Annotated in this window: 12 protein-coding genes; 7 read left to right on the top strand and 5 right to left on the bottom strand. The window is 70.6% G+C overall.

Annotation, left to right across the window (positions count from 1 at the left end):
• The first annotated feature begins 67 nt into the window (after nt 1-67).
• The gene (locus tag OHU35_RS35310; protein WP_233878568.1) at nt 68-1,939 is read left to right on the top strand and encodes a sialidase family protein; all 1,872 of its coding nucleotides are present in this window, start codon (nt 68-70) and stop codon (nt 1,937-1,939) included.
• Between the two features lie 11 nt (nt 1,940-1,950).
• Nucleotides 1,951-3,189, top strand: a complete 1,239-nt coding sequence (locus OHU35_RS35305; RefSeq protein WP_405508188.1) for a DUF4185 domain-containing protein — start codon at nt 1,951-1,953, stop codon at nt 3,187-3,189.
• Here OHU35_RS35305 and OHU35_RS35300 read toward each other — a convergent pair.
• The gene (locus OHU35_RS35300; protein ID WP_359890297.1) at nt 3,125-4,138 is read right to left on the bottom strand and encodes a bile acid:sodium symporter family protein; all 1,014 of its coding nucleotides are present in this window, start codon (nt 4,136-4,138) and stop codon (nt 3,125-3,127) included. The two genes, OHU35_RS35305 and OHU35_RS35300, sit on opposite strands and share 65 nt — an antisense overlap.
• A 162-nt stretch (nt 4,139-4,300) precedes the next feature.
• On the opposite strand from OHU35_RS35300, the gene OHU35_RS35295 reads away from it, so the two are divergent.
• The 3 genes from OHU35_RS35295 (at nt 4,301) to OHU35_RS35285 (ending at nt 8,202) form a co-directional block, all read left to right on the top strand.
• The gene (locus tag OHU35_RS35295; RefSeq protein WP_189726181.1) at nt 4,301-5,179 is read left to right on the top strand and encodes a LysR substrate-binding domain-containing protein; all 879 of its coding nucleotides are present in this window, start codon (nt 4,301-4,303) and stop codon (nt 5,177-5,179) included.
• 244 nt (nt 5,180-5,423) lie between these two features.
• Complete coding sequence (locus OHU35_RS35290; RefSeq protein ID WP_189726182.1) at nt 5,424-7,250, top strand: long-chain fatty acid--CoA ligase; 1,827 nt, start codon at nt 5,424-5,426, stop codon at nt 7,248-7,250.
• A 160-nt stretch (nt 7,251-7,410) separates the two neighbouring features.
• Nucleotides 7,411-8,202, top strand: a complete 792-nt coding sequence (locus OHU35_RS35285; protein ID WP_189726321.1) for an aldo/keto reductase — start codon at nt 7,411-7,413, stop codon at nt 8,200-8,202.
• A gap of 87 nt (nt 8,203-8,289) precedes the next feature.
• Here OHU35_RS35285 and OHU35_RS35280 read toward each other — a convergent pair whose 3' ends face one another.
• Together OHU35_RS35280 and OHU35_RS35275 are read right to left on the bottom strand one after the other, a co-directional pair.
• Complete coding sequence (locus OHU35_RS35280) at nt 8,290-9,192, bottom strand: class I SAM-dependent methyltransferase (protein ID WP_405508185.1); 903 nt, start codon at nt 9,190-9,192, stop codon at nt 8,290-8,292.
• 137 nt (nt 9,193-9,329) lie between these two features.
• The gene (locus tag OHU35_RS35275) at nt 9,330-11,051 is read right to left on the bottom strand and encodes a glycoside hydrolase family 6 protein (protein WP_189726184.1); all 1,722 of its coding nucleotides are present in this window, start codon (nt 11,049-11,051) and stop codon (nt 9,330-9,332) included.
• A 408-nt stretch (nt 11,052-11,459) separates the two neighbouring features.
• Here OHU35_RS35275 and OHU35_RS35270 point away from each other — a divergent pair, with 408 nt between their 5' ends.
• Nucleotides 11,460-14,378 carry a glycoside hydrolase family 48 protein gene (locus OHU35_RS35270; protein WP_405508183.1) on the top strand — a complete coding sequence of 973 codons (2,919 nt, stop codon included), beginning with the start codon at nt 11,460-11,462 and terminating at the stop codon, nt 14,376-14,378.
• A 208-nt stretch (nt 14,379-14,586) separates the two neighbouring features.
• Nucleotides 14,587-17,241, top strand: a complete 2,655-nt coding sequence (locus OHU35_RS35265; RefSeq protein ID WP_405508181.1) for a cellulose binding domain-containing protein — start codon at nt 14,587-14,589, stop codon at nt 17,239-17,241.
• Between the two features lie 60 nt (nt 17,242-17,301).
• On the opposite strand, the gene OHU35_RS35260 is transcribed toward OHU35_RS35265, so the two are convergent.
• Both OHU35_RS35260 and OHU35_RS35255 read right to left on the bottom strand, forming a co-directional pair.
• Nucleotides 17,302-19,176 (bottom strand): rhamnogalacturonan lyase, encoded by a 1,875-nt coding sequence (locus OHU35_RS35260; RefSeq protein WP_189726187.1) that lies wholly within the window; start codon nt 19,174-19,176, stop codon nt 17,302-17,304.
• 38 nt (nt 19,177-19,214) lie between these two features.
• Nucleotides 19,215-20,183, bottom strand: coding sequence for a helix-turn-helix transcriptional regulator (locus OHU35_RS35255; RefSeq protein WP_405508179.1), 969 nt, complete (start codon nt 20,181-20,183; stop codon nt 19,215-19,217).
• Between the last annotated feature and the right edge of the window lie 7 nt (nt 20,184-20,190).

Below are 20,190 nucleotides of genomic sequence, written 5' to 3'. Positions count from 1 at the left end.
CCGCCCGGAAGTCCGTTCCCATGCCTCGGTGGTCCAGCCGACAGACGCATGAAGGGCAGGTCGCACCATGCCGTCAAGTCTTCGCGCACGTCTGAGATCCACCCTGACAGCCGTTCTCGCCGCCGCCGCGCTGCTCGCGCCGGCCCTCCCCGCCCAGGCCCGACCGGCCACGGCCTTACCGGAGTTCGAACAGCAGGTCCTCTTCAAGGCCTCCCAGGACCCCGGCTACGCCTGCTTCCGGATCCCGGCGATCGTGCGGACCACGAGCGGCACGCTGCTCGCCTTCGCCGAGGGCCGCGTCCTCAACTGCGGCGACGCGGCCGACATCGACATCGTCCTCAAGCGCTCCACCGACGGCGGCCGCACCTGGGGACCGCTCCAGGTCGTCACCGAGGGCGCCGGCGACACGCACGGCAACCCGGCACCCCTCGTGGACCGCAGGACGGGCCGGATCCTGCTGGCCGAGACGTACAACACCGGCCGCACGGACGCCGGGAACTGCACCGTCCCCTGCGACCGCACCCCGCATCTGCAGCACAGCGACGACGACGGCAGGACCTGGTCGACGCCGCGCGACCTGAGCGACCAGATCCTGCCCGCGCACTGGAACTCCTGGTACGCGACCGGGCCCGTGCACGGCATCCAGCTCAGCCGCGGCAAGCACGCCGGGCGGCTCGTCTTCGGCGTCAACACCGAGACGTGGGACGGCAGCCGGGTCACCGCGAACCACGCCGCGCTCATCGTCAGCGACGACGGCGGCGACCGCTGGCGGGTCGGCGCCACGGACTCCTGGCCCATAGCCCAGGACGGCACGTTCCGGCAGAAGCCGTCCGAGGTGACGCTCACCGAACGCACCGACGGCGCCGTCCTCGTCAGCGGCCGGGAACAGGACGGCACCGATCTGGGCCACCGTGCCCAGACCCTCAGCCGGGACGGCGGCGACAGCTTCGCCACGCCCTTCCGCGACCTCCCGGACCTCTACACCCCGCAGGTCCAGGGCGCGACCGTACGCCTGGGCGACCGGCTCCTGCTGTCCGCTCCGGCCGACCCCGACCGCCGCCGGACGATGATGGTCCGCTCCTCCTACGACGGCGGGCGCACCTGGGACAGCGTGGACCGGGGCACGGTCGTCACCACCGACTGGTCCGGCTACTCCGACATGGCGGCCGTCGACGGCACGACGGTGGGCCTGCTGTACGAGGGCGGCGCGGTCGACGCCCGCGACGAGATCCGCTTCGCCCGCTTCACCGAGGACTGGCTGACACCGCGCCGGGGCCCCGACCCGACCACCCGTGACGCCGCGTCGGCGGCGACGCCGGCGGCCGTGCTCGGCGGTGCGGGCCGGACCACCGGCGTGCGCGGCGGCGCGCTGTCCTTCGACGGCACCGACGACGCCGTACGGCTGCCGTACCGGTCCCGGCTCCCGCTCGGCGAAGGGGACTTCACCGCCTCGCTGTTCTTCCGCTACACGGCCACGACCGGCGAACAGCCCTTCCTGTGGATGGGCGGCATCGGCAGCACGCAGCCGCAGATCTGGCTGCGCGGGGAGCCGGCGAGCGACCGGGTCCGGGGGCTGATCACCACCCGGTCGGGCGCGACGACCGTCAGGTCGGCCTCGGTGTGGACCGACGGCGCCCACAACGACGGACGCTGGCACCATCTGGCCCTGCGCCGGGGCGGAGGGAAGCTGACGCTCCTCCTCGACGGCGCGCCGGTCACCACCACGGACGTGCCGGGCTCGGTCAGCCGTAACTCCCCGTTCGGCGTGCACGTCGGCCAGCGGATGGACAGCAGGGCGTTCCTCAGCGGGGCCATCGACGACGTCCGCGTCTGGAACCGGGCCCTGTCCGACGAGGAGTTGGCGTCCGGTGCCGCAGGAGCGGCCGCCAAGGGCACCGTCCTGTGGCTGCCCATGGACCAGGTGAGCGGCAGCAACTAACGTCACGGAGCGTGCCCGACGACGCAGACGCAGCACGAGCGCGACAGCGCACCGGAACCGGGATCGGCCTGCTGCTGGTCCTGGTTCTCGGTGCCGCGCTGATCGTCGCCCTGCCGGAGGACGAGAGCCCGGACGACGACGGAGCCTGCCGGGCGCGGACGGTGGACTCCTGGCAGGCGGACGACGGCCTCACCGCCGAGTTCGCCCGCTACGGCGACGACGCGAGCCGCACCGACGACTGGACCGGCGGCGACGGCACCCACTCGCTGCGGCTGCCGGACGGCCGGGTGCTGTGGCTGTTCTCGGACACCTTCCTGGGCCGGGTGTACGGCCCGCCCAACCCGGCAGGCGAGTCGCACGCCTGGCGGGACACGGCCGCGCCGCTGGTGCGCAACTCGGCCGTACTGATGCGCGAGGGCCGGCTGGAGACCACCCTGCCCGCCCCGCTCTTCGCCGACCCGGCGCCGAACCAGTGGCGCTGGCCCGTCGCCGCACGCGTCGAACCCCGATCCCCCGGCTCCTCCGAGCAGGTGGTCCGGGTGCTGCTGTGGGTGCGCACGGCGGGCCAGGCCCCGTGGATCTACGGCGTGCCCACCGCGACCGAGGTCGCCACCCTGTCGCTGCCCGCTCTGCGCCTGGAGTCGATCGTCAAGGTGCTCGACCAGCAGCTGGTACCCGACCCGTCCCGGCGGGTGCTGTTCGGCACGACGCTGGTCGAGGAGGACGGCTGGACGTACGTCTTCGGCGGCGACGACGGCCGGGCCGCCTCCCGCCCGGCCTCGCACGCGTACGTGGCGCGCGTACGGGAGGGCGGGCTCGGGGATCCGGCGGCCTGGCGGTACTGGAACGGCTCGGCGTGGGCGGCCGCCGCCCGCCCCCGTCCGGTGCTCGGGGACGGGCAGCGCAGGGGCGTGGGCAGCGCCTTCTCGGTCGTCCGGGACGGCGGCACGTACGTGCTGTTCACGATGGCCACGGGCACGAAGGGCCTGACCACCGTGGCCTCGTACTGGGCGTGCTCCCCGGCCGGTCCGTGGCACGGGCCGGCGAAGGAGTTCAGTCCGTCGCTGCCGCAGGGCCAGGTGGCCGCCTACAACCCGCAGGCCCATCCGGTGCTGAGCGGCGACGGACGGCTCGTGCTGAGCTACGACGTCAACTGGCTGGAGACGACCGGTGCGGCGGCCCAGCTCAGCCGGAACGTGTCCCTGTACCGACCGCGGTTCGTGTCTCTGCGGCTGGCTCCGGCGACGTGACCTCCGCGCGGGGGTCGTGGGAGCGGCGCTTGGCGATCACCGCGCACACCATCAGCTGCATCTGGTGGAAGAGCATCAGCGGCAGCACGGCCAGCGAGGCGTGCGCGCCGAACAGGACGCTCGCCATGGGCAGTCCGGAGGCCAGGGACTTCTTCGAGCCGGCGAACTGCAGGGTGATCCGGTCCTCCCGGCTGAAGCCGAGCGCCTTGCCGCCGTACCAGGTCAGCAGGAGCATCACGGCGAGGATCACGGCCTCGACGCCGAGCAGCCCGCCCAGCCGGGCGGGGCTGACCTGGTGCCAGATGCCCTGCACCATGCCCTGGCTGAACGCGGTGTAGACGACGAGCAGGATCGAGCCGCGGTCCACGAGCCCGAGGACCTTCTTGTGGCGGGTGACGAAGCCGCCGATCCAGCGGCGCAGCAACTGTCCGGCGAGGAACGGCACGAGCAGCTGCAGCACGATCTTCAGCAGCGAGTCCGCGGAGAACCCGCCGCCGCTGCCGCCGAGCAGCGAGGCCGCGAGCAGCGGCGTGACGATGATGCCGACGAGGGAGGAGAAGGAGCCCGCGCAGATCGCGGCGGGCACGTTGCCGCGGGCCATCGAGGTGAAGGCGATCGACGACTGCACGGTCGAGGGGACGAGCGTGAGGAAGAGCAGTCCCTGGTAGAGCGGGTCCGTGAGGATCACCGGAACCAGCCCGCGGGCCGCGAGGCCGAGCAGCGGGAACACGACGAAGGTGGCGGCCAGGACCGTGACGTGGAGCCGCCAGTGCCGCATGCCGTCCAGCGCCTCACGGGTGGACAGCCGGGCTCCGTAGAGGAAGAACAGGAAGGCGATCGCCGCCGTGGAGGCCCCGGACGCCACATCGGCGACCGACCCGCGGGCCGGGAACAGCGCGGCGACTCCCACGGTCGCCAGCAGGAGAAGGATGAACGGGTCGATCGGCATCCGGCGCGGCCGGCGCAGGCGTTTCACGGTGCTCCACTTGCTCGGTACGTACAGGCGGTACAGGGGCCGGGGAGGCCCCCTCCCATCCTGCTCCTCGGCCCGGCGATCGGGAATCCCGTATACCGCTCTTACTGTCATCGCATTCCGCGATAACCTGGGGCCATGTACGACCCCTCCCATCTGCGCACCTTCCTGTCGGTGGCGCAGACGCTGAGCTTCACGCAGGCCGCGCGGCGGCTCGGGCTGCGGCAGTCGACGGTCAGCCAGCACGTCCGGCGACTGGAGGACGCCACCGGGCGGACGCTGTTCACCCGGGACACGCACTCGGTGGAGCTGACGGAGGACGGCGAGGCCATGCTCGGTTTCGCGCGCCGGATCCTGGAGGTGCACGAGCAGGCGACGGCGTTCTTCACGGGCACCCGGCTGCGCGGCCGGCTGCGCTTCGGCGCCTCCGAGGACTTCGTGCTGACCCGGCTGCCCGAGATCCTCGAGGGCTTCCGGCACGAACACCCGGAGGTCGACCTGGAGCTCACGGTCGAACTGTCGGGCACGCTGCACGAACAGCTGGCGGCCGGGAAGCTGGATCTCGTCCTGGCCAAGCGGCGCCCCGAGGACCCGCGCGGGGAACTGGTCCGGCACGACAGGCTGGTGTGGATCGGCGCGGAACGCCTCCGGCTCGACCCGGACCGCCCGGTGCCGCTGATCGTCTACCCGCCGCCGGGCATCACCCGCGCGCTCGCCCTGGAGGCGCTGGAGCGGCAGGGCCGCGAGTGGCGTGTGGTGTGTACGAGCGGCAGCCTCAACGGCCTCGTCGCGGCGGCGCGCGCGGGCCTCGGCGTGATGGCCCACTCCCGCGGCCTCATCCCGCCGGGCCTGGTCCGGGTCCCGGACCGGGCGGGCCTGCCGGAACTGGGCCAGGTCGACTTCGTAGTGGTCCACGGCCGGCGCCGCCCCTCAGCGCAGGGCGCGGCTGACGCCCTGGCGGCGGCGATCCTGGCGGGCGGGGACCGGCTGCACCGCAGTGCGCCGAAGGGCCTGTGAGGCGCGTGCCGGGCCGTGGCAGGGTCGTACAGATTCGGTGGAGATTACGGCACCGAAACTTACTCAACCGTCAGTAATCTGTCCGACCCTTCCCTGTCTGAGCGCATTTTCCCGCGTTGACCAGCGCGAACCAGAGCCCTGCTCGGCTTCGTCCCCCTCCCACACCCCTGGCCGGGTGGGGTAGCTTTCACGGCGCTGTGCGGAGCGTCACTCAACAGAAGCGCTGAGGAGCGGGGAGCGGGGTTTGCGCGAGTTCACCAACCCTCCGTTGGCGTTGGCACCTCCGGTGGGCGGTCTGGCCGACGTGGTATTCCAGCATGCCCAGGAAGACCCGCTGCACATCGCCCTGGGCCGCAAGGACGACACGGGGTACTGGCGGGATGTCACCGCCGCCGAGTTCCGCGACGAGGTGCTCGCCCTGGCCAAGGGGCTGCTGGCGAGCGGCATCCGGTTCGGCGACCGGGTCGCGATCATGTCCCGTACGCGCTACGAGTGGACGCTCTTCGACTACGCGCTGTGGGCGATCGGCGCCCAGGTCGTGCCGGTCTATCCGACGTCCTCGGCCGAGCAGTGTTTCTGGATGCTGTACGACGCCGAGGTGACGGCCGCGATCGTGGAGCACGAGGACCACTCGATGACGATCGCCACCGTCATCGACCGGCTGCCGCAGCTGCGCCGCCTGTGGCAGCTCGACTCGGGCGCCGTGCAGGAGCTGTACGACGCCGGCGCGCATCTCGACGACGAGGTGGTGCACCGGCACCGGCAGGCCGTCACGCCCGACTCGGTCGCCACGATCATCTACACCTCGGGCACGACCGGACGCCCCAAGGGCTGTGTCATCACACACGGCAACTTCGCCTACGAGGCGGACACCGTCATCGAGCGCTGGGAGCCGGTGTTCCACTCCAAGCGGGGCGACGAGGCCGCAACCCTGCTGTTCCTGCCGCTCGCGCACGTCTTCGGGCGGATGGTCCAGGTCGCGGCGATTCGCGGTGGGGTGAAATTCGGCCATCAGCCGCAGCTCAACGCGGCGGCCCTGCTGCCCGATCTGGCCGCGTTCAAGCCGACGTTCTTCCTGGCCGTGCCGTACATCTTCGAGAAGGTGTTCAACGCCTCCCGCCGCAAGGCCGAGAAGGAGGGCCGCTCCGGCCCGTTCGAGAAGGCCGTGGACATCGCCATCAAGTACGCGGACGCCGTCGAAGCCAAGGCCTGGGGCATCGGACCCGGCCCCTCGGCGGGGCTGCGCATGCAGCACCAGCTCTTCGACAAGCTCGTCTACTCCAAGATCCGCGCCGCGATGGGCGGCCGGATCCGGCACGCCATGTCGGGCGGATCGGCGATGGACCGACGGCTCGGCCTGTTCTGGGCCGGCGCGGGCGTGCACATCTACGAGGGCTACGGACTGACCGAGTCCACGGCCGCCGCGACCGCCAACCCGCCCGGCCGCACCCGGTTCGGCACGGTCGGCCAGCCCATCCCGGGCATGACGGTGCACCTCGCGGACGACGGCGAGATCTGGCTGCACGGCCAGAACGTCTTCCAGGGCTACCTCAACAACCCCAAGGCCACGGACGAGACCCTGCACGACGGCTGGCTGGCCACCGGCGACCTCGGCTCCCTCGACGAGGACGGCTACCTCACCATCACCGGCCGTAAGAAGGAGATCCTGGTCACATCGGGGGGCAAGAGCGTTTCGCCCGGTGTGCTGGAGGAACGCGTCCGGGACCATCCGCTGGTCAACCAGTGCATCCTCGTCGGCAACGACCGCCCGTACGTCGCAGCCCTCGTGACCCTCGACCAGGAGGCCGTGGAGCACTGGCTGGCGATGCGCGGCAAGCCGCAGCTGTCCGCGGCGGAGCTGGTGCGGGACGCGGACCTGGAGACGGAGGTGCGACGCGCGGTGGTCGCGGCCAACACCCTGGTCTCGCAGGCCGAGTCGATCCGCACCTTCCGCATCCTGGCCCAGCCGTTCACCGAGGAGCACGGGCTGCTGACCCCGTCCCTGAAGCTGAAGCGCAAGGCGATCGAGAAGGCGTACGAGAACGAGGTCGAGGCCCTCTACCGGGCATGAACTGCCTGTTAACGGATGGTGTGCCACCCGTCTGAATTCTCCCGTCAGGAATGCATCACGGCTCGTGATCGTTGACGATGGGAGTACACCCGACCACATACCTAAGGATCGAGAGCTCGTGAGCAAGGTCCCCCAGATCACCCTGAACAACGGCATCGAGATGCCCCAGCTGGGGTTCGGCGTCTGGCAGGTGCCGGACGACGAGGCCGAGTCGGCCGTCGCGACGGCGCTGGAGGCCGGGTACCGCAGCATCGACACAGCGGCGATCTACGGCAACGAGGAGGGCACCGGCAAGGCCATCGCCGCCGCCGGTCTCCCCCGCGAGGAGCTCTTCGTCACCACCAAGCTCTGGAACGCCGACCAGGGGTACGACTCCACGCTGCGCGCCTTCGACACGTCGCTGGACAAGCTCGGCCTGGACTTCGTCGACCTGTACCTGATCCACTGGCCGCTGCCGGCCAAGGGTGCGTACGTCGACACGTACAAGGCGTTCGAGAAGCTGCACGCCGACGGCCGGATCCGGGCCATCGGTGTCTCCAACTTCCTGCCCGAGCACCTGGAGCGGCTGATCGGCGAGACGTCGGTCGTCCCGGCCGTGAACCAGATCGAGCTGCACCCGCACCTGCAGCAGAGCGCCGCCCGTGAGTACCACGCGGAGCAGGGCATCGCCACGGAGGCCTGGTCGCCGCTCGGCCAGGGCAAGGGCCTGCTGGAGGTTCCGGCGGTCGTGGCCATCGCCCAGAAGCACAACCGCACGCCGGCCCAGGTCGTGCTCCGCTGGCACCTCCAGCTGGGCAACGTGGTGATCCCGAAGTCCGTGACGCCGTCGCGGATCAAGGAGAACATCGAGGTCTTCGACTTCGAGCTGGACACCGAGGACCTGGCGGCCATCAGCGCCCTCAACGAGGACCGCCGCCTGGGCCCGGACCCGGCGACGTTCGACGGAGCCTGAGCCCTCTCTTCGGCCCTACGACTGCCCGCGGCCCGTCACTCGGCCGCGGGCAGTCGTGCTGTTCGGGCTGGTGGGGCTCCCCCCTGCTCAGACCGCCCGAACCGCCGTGTGCACCGTGTGCGCCTCCAGCACGAACACATCCGGCCTCCGGTACAGACTCGCCTCGTCGTCGGGATCGAGAAGCCGGTCGAGGGTGGCGAGATCATCCGCGTCGAAGCCCTCCGGAATCCGCTCCCGCAGATGCGACAGGGACCCGACGACGTACTCACGGGCCCGGTCCGAGGCGGGTGCGGGCAGGTCCAGCAGGAAGGTGTGCGTCCTTCCCGGCTTCAGCCCCGCCGACGCCAGCAGGGCCGGCCAGTTCTCCGTCTCCGCGACATGGCCCGGCAGCTCCGTCCGCATCCGCGTGAACCACTCCGCCTCCAGCGCGTCGAGCCGCGCCTGGAGCCCGGGCCGGCCGATACCGATGTCGCGCGGCAGATACCGTGCGGGCAGGCCGCCCTCCATGAGGGCCAGTGTGCCGCCGGGCGCCAGCCGGGCCGCGAACGCGGCGAGCGCGGCCCGCTGGTCGCCGAGGTGGTGCAGGCTGCGGCTCGCCCAGAGCAGGTCGGCCGGGTAGTCCAACTCGTCGAGCACGTCAGGGAGTTCACCGGCGATCGTGCCGAAGCGGTCGGCGACGCCCAGCCGCTCGGCTCGTGCCCGCGCCCGCTCCAGCAGCGGCTCCGAGCCGTCCACCGCGACGATCCGCGCGCCCGGGAACGTCTCGGCGAACAGACACGACACGACGCCCGGCCCGCTGCCCGCGTCGACGATCAGGCCCGGCTCGGTCACCTCGTGCGCCAGCCAGCCCATGGCCCGCTCGTACAGGGAGGCGAACAGCTCGGCCTGGGACTCCAGCCTCGGAGCCATCGCGGCCCAGTCGAGGTGCGTGTGGTCGTGACCGTCGTGACGGTCGTGCTCGTGACGATCGTGGTCGTGGTCGTGCGCCATGGTGGTCAGCCTCTCCCTCGGATGCCGTCAGACTGCGCCGACGCACCGGAAGAAGGCCACCACTGTTGCCGCTCCCGCAAAAATGGTCCGCCGGGGCCGAAGCCCCGGCGGACCGGTGGGGACGGGGTGTCAGCCGGTCAGGACAGCGGCGGGTACGCGTTCTGCATCAGCTGCCGGAACTGGGCGGAGAACCAGTGCCCGGACAGCGGCGCGTCCGGCAGGGAACCGGACAGGTTGTTGCCGTTGCGCGGGTTGCCCGTGTAGGTCGGGTCGCACATCCGGTCGAAGCCCTTGCCCTCGTCGTTGGCGATCTCCTTGCTCGCCCCGTCGGACTCGCCCGGAGGCTTCATCCACACATAGGCGTCGATCCCCGCGGCCGGAGCGGCCTGGGGCCGCTCGCCGAGGCCGGCTCCGGACTGGTTGCACCAGTTGCCGACGTGGATACGGCGGTCGTAGCGGCCGCCGTCGACGTAGGTGTCGACGGAGGTCTGCGCACCGGGTCCGCTGGGCCGGGCCGAGCCGCCCCAGCCGTTGCGGGAGGTGTCGATCAGCATGCCGATGGAGGACGGGAAGCCCGCCGAGACCAACTGGTTGCGGAAGCCCTGGGCGAAGGACTGCTCGTCGGTGTAGCGGTTCCAGTCGACCCACTTCGACTCGCGGACGGACTTGCCGGCCACGTTGTCGTTGATGGTGAAGTTGTTCTCCTTCAGGGCGCTGTAGTTCGCCGTGTTGGTGATGAAGCCGTGGACGTCGTTGACGGTCGCGCCCTCGGCGGTCGCCGCCTCCTTGAACAGGGTCGCGGAGGCACCGAAGTTGTCGTCCCAGCCGATCCAGCCGTGGTGCCCGGCGTCGACGTAGTTGTAGACGTTCGCCACGTCGCCGAGCTTGTTCAGCGCGTAGCCGACGCCCTTGACGTAGTTGCCGTTGGCCTTCATCACGTCGCACTGCGGGGTGGCCGTCGGGCGGCTGCCGGTGTTGGTGACGAGGTTCGGCAGCGAGTCGATCTCGACGGTGGTGACGATCCGCAGCGAGGCGTACTTCGAGTCGGCGAGGATCGTCTTGATCGGGTCGATGTACTGCGTCTTGTACCGGTCGATCTCCGTCGGGCCGAGCTCGCCGTTGGAGGCGAGGGCGGCGCAGTCACGGCCGGGCAGGTTGTAGATGACGAGCTGGACGACGAGTTCGCCGGAGCCCTTCTGGCGCAGCGCCTCGTCGAGGTGGGCGCGCAGACCCATACCGCCGTTGGCCCCGTTGATCGCGGCGATCCGGTCCAGCCAGACGCCCGTCGGCTGGCTGGAGACGCGGCTGCCGCCCGGCTCGGCGGCGGCCTTCGCGGACCACTCCGGGTTCACGTACACCTTGGCGCCGGCATAGGGGTTGTCGACCCGGTTGGACGGGCCGCCGGGACCCGGCGGGTCGGTCGGCCCCGGGTTGCCGCCGTCGTCGACGTTGCAGGTGACGCCGTCGAGGGTGAACGTGCCCGGGATCGCGTTGCTGCCGCTGTAGCTGCCCTGGAAGCCGAAGCTGACCGAAGCGCCGGTCGCGAGCTGGGCGTTGTAGCTCTCGTTGGCCGCGGTGACGGCGGCACCGCTCTGGCTCAGCTTGGCGTTCCAGCCGCTGGTGACCTTCTGATTGCCGGCGTAGGACCACTTCAGCGACCACGACGACTTGGCGGCGCTGTTGTTGGTGACGGTCACGGCGGCGGTGAAGCCGGTGCTCCACTGGTTCTGGATCTTGTAGTCGACGGTGCACGGGACGGCGGCGATGTCGGCGCCGCCCGGGTCGACGGCGAACGCCGTGCCGGTCGCGCCGGCGACCAGGGCCATGGCGGCCAGTAACGCTGTTCTCGTACGGCTCATGAGTGCGGGTTTCCCTTTCGCTGGTGGGGGTGTCAGCCGTTCAGGGCGCGCTCCGACAAGGACATGAGGAACTGAGGAACCCGGCATGGCACTCGCGCAGCAGGGGACGACCGCGCTGAGGGCGGCTCAAAGTACTGAACGCGAGAGGTGTCGCATGAGCGACTCCTTGCAGGCCGGGCACGCCGTGACGGACGCGTCGACTGATGGAACCGCTCCCACTGGTGTCAAGGAAGGTAGCGCCAAGTGTCTGCAAAGAACAGAGGAGTCACTGACTTTCGCTCAACTCACGGCGTCGAATCTTTTCGACTCTTCAAGGCCCTTGACCGATACCACACCCGTCCTCACGATGGGAGCGCTCCCACTGGTTCAAGCCTTGACTTCTCCGAGCCGCAAGGAGGAACCAGCACCATGCATCCCCCACCCCGGAGACGGGGAGCGGTGCGGCGCGTGTGGATCGCCGCCGTCGCAGCTCTCGCGCTTCCGTTGACGATGCTCTCCTCAGGGTCGACTCCCGCACAGGCGGCCGCACTTCAGTGCAGTGTCGATTACAAGACGAACGACTGGGGCTCCGGCTTCACCGCGGACCTGACCCTCACCAACCGCGGCACGGACGCCATCGACGGCTGGACGCTGACCTACGCCTACTCCGGCAACCAGAAGCTGGGGAACGGCTGGAACGGCACCTGGTCGCAGTCCGGCCAGAACATCACCGTCAAGAACGCCCCCCACAACGCGCGGGTCGCCGCGGGCGCCGCCGTCTCCACCGGCGCCCAGTTCACCTACAGCGGCGGCAACGCCGCACCGGCGTCCTTCTCGGTCAACGGCACCGCCTGCACCGGGGCGCACCAGCCGCCGATCGCCGTGCTGACCAGCCCGTCCGCCGGCGCCGTCTACACCCAGGGCCAGGCGGTCCCGCTCGCGGCCACGGCGGCTGCCGCGGACAACGCCACGATCAGCAAGGTGGAGTTCTACGACGACACCAAGCTGCTGGGAACCGACACGAGTGCGCCCTACTCTCTTTCGGTCTCCGACTTGACCGTGGGCAGTCACTCCCTGGTGGCGAAGGCGTACGACAGCACGGGCGCCTCCGCGAACTCCACCCCGGTCGGCATCACGGTCTCCTCCGGTCCGACCGTCGTCGCCTCACCGCTCCAACTGGGCGTCCAGTCCGGCAAGTCGGGCACCTACGAGGTGAAGCTGTCCAAGCAGCCGGCGTCCAACGTCACGGTGACGTCGGGCCGCGCGAGCGGCAACTCGGGCCTGTCCGTCACGGGCGGCGCGTCGCTCACCTTCACGCCGCAGAACTGGAACACCGCGCAGAAGGTGACGGTCACCGCAGCCAACTCCGGCACCGGCTCGGCGGTCTTCGAGTCGACGGCCACGGGCCATGCCAAGGCCTCGGTCACCGTGACCCAGCTGGCGGCGGCGAAGGTCTACGACGCGCGCTTCCTGGAGCTCTACGGGAAGATCACCAACCCGGCGAACGGCTACTTCTCCCCCGAGGGCATCCCCTACCACTCGGTCGAGACGCTGATCGTCGAGGCGCCGGACCACGGCCACGAGACCACCTCGGAGGCGTACAGCTACCTCCTGTGGCTCCAGGCCATGTACGGCAAGGTGACCGGCGACTGGGCCAAGTTCAACGGCGCGTGGGACCTCATGGAGAAGTACATGATCCCCACCCGCGCCGACCAGCCGACCAACTCCTTCTACAACGCCTCGAAGCCGGCGACGTACGCGCCCGAACACGACACTCCCAACGAGTACCCCGCCAAGCTCGACACCGGCGCCTCGGTCGGCACGGACCCGATCGCGGGCGAGCTGAAGAGCGCGTACGGCACGGACGACGTCTACGGCATGCACTGGCTGCAGGACGTCGACAACGTCTACGGCTACGGCAACTCGCCCGGCAAGTGCGAGGCGGGCCCCTCGGACACCGGCCCGTCGTACATCAACACCTTCCAGCGCGGTTCGCAGGAGTCGGTGTGGGAGACGGTGCCGCAGCCGACCTGTGACGCCTTCAAGTACGGCGGCAAGAACGGCTATCTGGACCTGTTCACCGGTGACGCCTCCTACGCCAAGCAGTGGAAGTTCACCAACGCGCCGGACGCCGACGCCCGGGCCGTGCAGGCCGCCTACTGGGCGGACCTGTGGGCGAAGGAGCAGGGCAAGGGCGGGGACGTCTCCGCGACGGTCGGCAAGGCCGCCAAGATGGGCGACTACCTGCGCTACTCCATGTTCGACAAGTACTTCAAGAAGATCGGCAACTGTGTCGGACCCTCGTCCTGCCCGGCGGGCACGGGCAAGGACGCCTCGCACTACCTGATGTCCTGGTACTACGCCTGGGGCGGCGCCACCGACACCTCGGCCGGCTGGGCCTGGCGCATCGGCTCCAGCCACGCCCACGGCGGCTACCAGAACCCCCTCGCGGCCTACGCGCTCGGCAACTACGCCCCGCTGAAGCCCAAGTCGGCGACGGGCGCGGCCGACTGGTCCAAGTCCATGGACCGGCAGCTGGAGTTCTACCGCTGGCTGCAGTCGAGCGAGGGCGCCATCGCCGGCGGCGCGACCAACAGCTGGGCGGGCCGGTACGCGACCCCGCCCGCCGGGAAGTCGACGTTCTACGGCATGTACTACGACGAGAAGCCCGTGTACCACGACCCGCCGTCCAACCAGTGGTTCGGCTTCCAGGCGTGGTCCATGGAGCGGGTCGCCGAGCTGTACCAGCAGACGGGGAACGCGCAGGCCAAGACGGTCCTCGACAAGTGGGTCGACTGGGCGCTGTCCAAGACCACGTTCAACCCGGACGGCACGTTCCGGATTCCGTCGACGCTGCAGTGGTCGGGCCAGCCCGACACGTGGAACGCCTCCAGCCCGGGTTCCAACAGCGGACTGCGGGTCACCGTCGCCGACTACACGAACGATGTCGGTGTGGCGGCCTCGTACGCCAAGACCCTGACGTACTACGCCGACCGTTCCGGTGACACGGAGGCCGGCGCGGCGGCGAAGAAGCTGCTGGACGGGATGTGGGACAACCACCAGGACGCGCTCGGGATCGCCGTTCCGGAGAACCGGGCCGACTACAACCGGTTCGACGATCCGGTGTACATCCCCGGTGGGTGGACGGGCACGATGCCGAACGGCGACGCGATCAACTCGTCGTCGACGTTCGACTCGATCCGGTCCTTCTACGAGGACGATCCCGCCTGGTCGAAGATCGAGAGCTATCTGGCGGGCGGTGCGGTTCCGTCGTTCACGTATCACCGGTTCTGGGCCCAGGCGGACATCGCCTTGGCCATGGGCTCGTACGCGGAGCTTCTCGAATAGCCCCCGCCGGGCGCTCCGCGGGCGGGGCCGTGGTCGGCTGCCGGTCCGTTGTGGCTGGTCGCGCAGTTCCCCGCGCCCCCAAGCCCTAGGTGCGTCCGAAGCTCCGCGTACTTGGCCCCGCACCTGACGCGGGGCCACGGTCGGGCGGCTCCACCCGCACGGGAGCCGCCCGGCCCTCGCACGTCCCCCTCACGGAAGGACCCCCACCGTGCGAAGAACCCGCATCCTCACCGCCGTACTCGCGCTGGCCGCCGGGCTGCTGTCGGGCGCCCCCTCCGCCCTGGCCGCCGATCCCCCGTCGACGAAGCTCGCGGCGGACACGTACACCTGGAAGAACGCCCGGATCGACGGGGGCGGATTCGTCCCCGGGATCGTCTTCAACCGCGGCGAGAAGAACCTCGCCTACGCCCGTACCGACATCGGCGGCGCTTACCGCTGGCAGGAGTCGTCGAAGACCTGGACGCCGTTGCTGGACTCGGTCGGGTGGGACGACTGGGGGCACACGGGTGTCGTCAGCATCGCGTCCGACTCCGTGGATCCGAACCGGGTGTACGCGGCGGTCGGGACGTACACCAACAGCTGGGATCCGAAGAACGGCGCGGTCATGCGGTCCTCCGACCGGGGCGGGAGCTGGCAGAAGGCGAATCTGCCGTTCAAGCTGGGCGGCAACATGCCGGGGCGTGGCATGGGTGAGCGGCTGGCGATCGACCCGAACCGGAACAGCGTGCTGTACCTGGGCGCGCCCAGCGGCAAGGGGCTGTGGCGGTCGACGGACTCGGGGGTCACCTGGTCGCAGGTCACGAACTTCCCCAACGTCGGCAATTACGTGCAGGACCCGAGCGACACGTCCGGCTACGCGTCCGACAACCAGGGCATCGTCTGGGTCACCTTCGACGAGTCCACGGGCACGTCGGGCAACGCCACGAAGACGATCTACGTCGGGGTCGCCGACGCGGACAACGCGGTGTACCGCTCGACGGACGCGGGCGCGACCTGGCAGCGGCTGGCCGGGCAGCCGACGGGCCAGCTGGCCCACAAGGGCGTCCTGGACGCGAAGAACGGCCACCTCTATGTCGCCTACAGCGACAAGGGCGGCCCGTACGACGGCGGCAAGGGCCGGCTGTGGCGGTACGCGACCGGGACGGGGACCTGGACGAACATCAGCCCGGTGGTGGAGGCCGACACGTTCTACGGCTTCAGCGGGCTGACGGTGGACCGGCAGAAGCCGGGCACGGTCATGGCCACGGCGTACAGCGCCTGGTGGCCGGACACGCAGATCTTCCGCTCCACGGACAGCGGGGCGACCTGGACCAAGGCGTGGGACTACACGTCGTACCCCAACCGTGAGAACCGGTACACGATGGACGTCTCGTCCTCGCCGTGGCTGACGTGGGGTGCCAACCCGGCACCTCCCGAACAGACCCCGAAGCTCGGCTGGATGACGGAGTCGATGGAGATCGACCCGTTCAACTCCGGCCGCATGATGTACGGCACCGGTGCCACGATCTACGGCACCGAGAACCTCACGAACTGGGACAGCGGCAGCAAGTTCGCCATCAAACCGATGGTGCGGGGCCTGGAGGAGACCGCGGTCAACGACCTGGCGTCGCCTCCGTCGGGCGCCCCGCTGCTGAGCGCGCTGGGCGACGTCGGCGGCTTCCGCCACACGGATCTGACCAAGGTGCCGTCGATGATGTTCACCCAGCCGAACTTCACGACGACCACGAGCCTGGACTTCGCCGAGTCGAGCCCGAACACGGTCGTCCGGGTCGGCAACCTCGACTCGGGCCCGCACATCGCGTTCTCGACGGACAACGGCGCCAACTGGTTCGCGGGCACCGACCCTTCGGGCGTGAGCGGCGGCGGCACGGTCGCGGCCGCGGCCGACGGCAGCCGGTTCGTGTGGAGTCCGCAGGGCGCCGGCGTGCACTACGCGACGGGCTTCGGCACCTCCTGGCAGGCCTCCGGCGGGATCCCCTCGGGGGCGGTCGTCGAGTCGGACCGGGTCGACCCGAAGACCTTCTACGGCTTCAAGTCAGGGAAGTTCTACGTCAGTACGGACGGCGGGGCGACGTTCAAGGAGTCCCCGGCCGCCGGACTGCCGAGTGGCGACAGCGTCCGCTTCAAGGCCCTGCCCGGCGGGAAGGGCGATGTGTGGCTGGCGGGCGGCGCGAGCGACGGGGCGTACGGCCTGTGGCACTCCACGGACGGCGGGGCGAGCTTCACGAAGCTCTCGAACGTCGAGCAGGCCGACACGATCGGCTTCGGCAAGGCGGCACCCGGCGCCTCCTACCAGACCCTCTACACGAGCGCGAAGATCGGCGGCGTGCGCGGCATCTTCCGCTCCACGGACAAGGGCGCGAGCTGGACGCGCGTCAACGACGACGCCCACCAGTGGGGTTGGACGGGCGCGGCCATCACCGGCGACCCGAGGATCTACGGCCGTGTGTACGTCTCGACGAACGGCCGTGGCGTCATCTACGGCGACAGCTCCGACGGCGGCACCACGGACCCGGGGCCGGGCCCCGACCCGACACCGACGGGCGCCTGCAAGGTGACGTACAAGGTCACCAACCAGTGGTCGGACGGCTTCCAGGCGGACGTCACGCTCGCTAACACCGGGACCAGCACATGGAACGGCTGGTCGCTGAGCTGGCCCTTCACCGACGGGCAGAAGCTGACCCAGGCCTGGAACGCCGAGGCCGCGCAGTCGGGTTCGACGGTGACGGCGAAGAACGTCGGCTGGAACGCGAACGTGGCGGCGGGGTCGTCGGTGAGCTTCGGCTTCACGGCGAACCGGTCGGGGACGAACACGAAACCGACCGTGTTCAAGCTGGGCGACCAGACCTGCACGGTGGCCTGACCGCCCTGCTGTCGTGACCGGTGGGTGCGTGCTCCCCCAGGGCACGCACCCACCGGAGTCTCACGGGGTGTAGACCGTCGGCCTCGGAGCCGTCGGCATGGCGTTGCCGATGAAGAAGCTCGGGTGCGGGGGCTGGTTGTACGCGGTGTTCTGCCACGCGAGGGCCGTGCGGTACTGCGTGTCGTGGAGCAGGGTCGTGATCCTCGTGGTGGTCTCGTGCGGGGTCGAGTAGACGCGCAGGGCCGTGTTGTCGCTGGTGCGCCAGACGACCTCCTCGCGCCAGTCGCCGAGGAGGTCGCCGGACAGGACGGGCGTGGACTTCGTGCCGTTGTTGGAGGAGACCCCGGATCCGGTCAGCAGACGGGTGTCGCCCGACGTGCCGTACTTGTCGACGCGGGTGCCGTCGAGGAGTTCGCGGACGGGGTCGCCGTCCCACCAGGACAGGAAGTTCATACTGGACGGCTCCCGGCCGAGGGAGGCGCCGGTCGCCGAGCGCAGGGTGGTGTCGGAGGCGGACCAGGCCTCGGCGCCCGCGCTGCCCGCGTAGATGTCGGCGGCGACTCCCCGGCCGTTGTCGGCGCCGGAGGCGGTCTTCCAGAGGATCGCGCCGGTGCGGGCGTCGGCCATCCAGGAGCCGGGCTGGCTGGTGCTCTCCGAGACCTTGAAGTACTCCAGGCCCGCGCGGGACGGGTTCAGGTCGCCGACATGGCCGGCGTCGCCGTGGCCCAGTTTGGTGGTCCAGAGTCCGTTGCCGTTGTCGTCCACGGTCATCGCGCCGTAGACGATCTCGTCCTTGCCGTCCGCGTCGACGTCCGCGACGGACAGGCTGTGGTTGCCCTGGCCGTCGTAGCCCTTGCCGCTGTTGGTGGAGGAGGTGGTGTCGAAGGTCCAGCGGCGGGTGAAGGAGCCGTTCCGCCAGTCCCAGGCGGCGATCACCGTGCGGGTGTAGTAGCCGCGCGCCATGATCAGGGAGGGGCGGGAACCGTCCAGGTACGCGGTGCCCGCGAGGAAGCGGTCGACGCGGTTGCCGTAGGAGTCGCCCCAGGAGGAGACGGTGCCGCGGGCCGGGACGTAGTCGACGCTCTGCATCGCCTTGCCCGTCTGGCCGTTGAACATGGTCAGGAACTCGGGCCCGGCCAGCACGTACCCGCTGGAGTTGCGGTGGTCGGCCGAGGAGCTGCCGATGACCGCGCCGGTGCCGTCCTTGGTGCCGTCGGCGGTCTTCATGGCGACCTCTGCCTTGCCGTCGCCGTCGTAGTCGTAGACCTGGAACTGCGTGTAGTGGGCGCCGGAGCGGATGTTGCGGCCCAGGTCGACGCGCCACAGCCGGGTGCCGTCGAGCTTGATGCCGTCGATGATCGTGTTGCCGGTATAGCCGGACTGGGAGTTGTCCTTGGCGTTGGTGGGCTGCCACTTCAGGACGATGTCCAGGGCGCCGTCGCCGTCGAGGTCGCCGAGGGAGGCGTCGTTGGCCTCGTAGGTGTACGCCGAGTCGCCCGGGGCGGTGCCGCCCGCGGGCGGGGAGATGGGTATGTCCTTGTAGCCGGTGCGGAACTGGACCGCGTGCACCGAGTCGCCCTGCTCCGTGCCGTTCACGACCGCGCGGACGGTGTAGTCGGCCTGGGCGGGTGCGCCGGAGTGGAAGTAGTTCGTGGAGCCGGTGACCGGCGTGGAGTTGACCTTCGTACCGGCCCGGTAGACGTTGAAGGAGACGTTGTCCGGGTCGGTGCCGAGCCAGCGCCAGCTGACCAGGTTGCCGCTGCCGGTGTGGACGCTGACCACGCCCCGGTCGAGCTTCTCGACCTGCCGGGCGGTGGCGGCCTCGGCGGCGTCGCCGGTGGCGAACGTGGTCAGGCCGGCGCCGACGAGCGCCGCCGTGGCCACGGCCACCGGGAGGAGCACACGGCGTCTGCGGTGCCTGTGGGGGTGCTTCACGTGACGGACCTCCTGGGAGGACGGGCGGGTTCCGCCTCTCAGTCGCCGCCGGGGGCGCGGGAGTTGCCGTACCGCTCGGCCAGTTCGGCGACCGTGCGGGCGATGCGCGAGCGCAGGTCGTCCGGGGCCAGTACCTCGATGCCCGTGCCGAGGCGCAGGAACTCGGCGTGGGCGTGCTCGACGGACTCGATGGGGACCGTGGCACGGATCCAGCCGTCCTCGTCCGTACGTCCGTGGCGGCGGACCGCCTCCCCCGCCGGGCCGGTGAGCGTCGTCCCCGGGGCCAGCCGCACCACCGCCTCGTCGCGGTGCAGCCGGTCGTGGAAGTCGCGCTGGTACGCCGCCCAGTACGCGGCCAGGTCGAAGTCGCCGGGGCGGGAGAACTCCTCGTCGCCGGTGGCGAGTTCGAGGATCTGGTCGACGCGGAAGGTCCGCGGTCCCGGCCCGGCGACGACATACCAGCGGCCCGCCTTCAGCACCAGTCCGTACGGCTCCAGGCGGCGCTCCACGTCGGTGGGCTCGCGCCAGCGGCGGTACCGGACGTGCAGCACGCGTCCGCTCCAGACGGCGTCGGCGACGGCCGGGAGGTACGGGGTGTCGTCGGCGTCCGTGTACCAGCCGGGGGCGTCCAGGTGGAAGCGGCCGCTGATCCGGTCGGCATGCGCGCGCAGCTCCGCCGGCAGGGCGGCACGCACCTTGAGCTGGGCGGCGGCCAGGACCGAGCCGAGGCCGAGCTGGGCGGCCGCGGCGGGGGCGCCCGCGAGGAAGAGCGCCTCCGCCTCGCCGGTGGTCAGGCCGGTCAGACGGGTGCGGTAGCCGTCGAGGAGGCGGTAGCCGCCGGCGTGGCCCGCGTCGCCGTACAGCGGGATCCCGGCGGCGCCCAGGGCCTCCACGTCCCGGTACACCGTCCGCACCGACACCTCCAGCTCCTCGGCGAGCTGGGCGGCGGTCATCCGGCCGCGGGTCTGGAGCAGCAGGAGGATCGAGACGAGTCGGCTGGACTTCACTGACACA

The sequence above is a fragment of the Streptomyces purpurascens genome (assembly GCF_045040895.1).
GTDB lineage: Bacteria > Actinomycetota > Actinomycetes > Streptomycetales > Streptomycetaceae > Streptomyces > Streptomyces purpurascens.
Note: the sequence above shows the minus strand (reverse complement) of the source record. Positions and strands in the feature narration are given on the sequence as shown.

Excerpts from the sequence above, each read along its gene's own strand:
- OHU35_RS35285 (WP_189726321.1), top strand. The coding sequence starts at position 7,411 with ATGCCCCAGCTGGGGTTCGGCGTCTGGCAGGTGCCGGACGACGAGGCC.
- OHU35_RS35300 (WP_359890297.1), bottom strand. The coding sequence starts at position 4,138 with ATGCCGATCGACCCGTTCATCCTTCTCCTGCTGGCGACCGTGGGAGTC.
- OHU35_RS35295 (WP_189726181.1), top strand. The coding sequence starts at position 4,301 with ATGTACGACCCCTCCCATCTGCGCACCTTCCTGTCGGTGGCGCAGACG.
- OHU35_RS35270 (WP_405508183.1), top strand. The coding sequence starts at position 11,460 with ATGCATCCCCCACCCCGGAGACGGGGAGCGGTGCGGCGCGTGTGGATC.
- OHU35_RS35280 (WP_405508185.1), bottom strand. The coding sequence starts at position 9,192 with ATGGCGCACGACCACGACCACGATCGTCACGAGCACGACCGTCACGAC.
- OHU35_RS35275 (WP_189726184.1), bottom strand. The coding sequence starts at position 11,051 with ATGAGCCGTACGAGAACAGCGTTACTGGCCGCCATGGCCCTGGTCGCC.
- OHU35_RS35310 (WP_233878568.1), top strand. The coding sequence starts at position 68 with ATGCCGTCAAGTCTTCGCGCACGTCTGAGATCCACCCTGACAGCCGTT.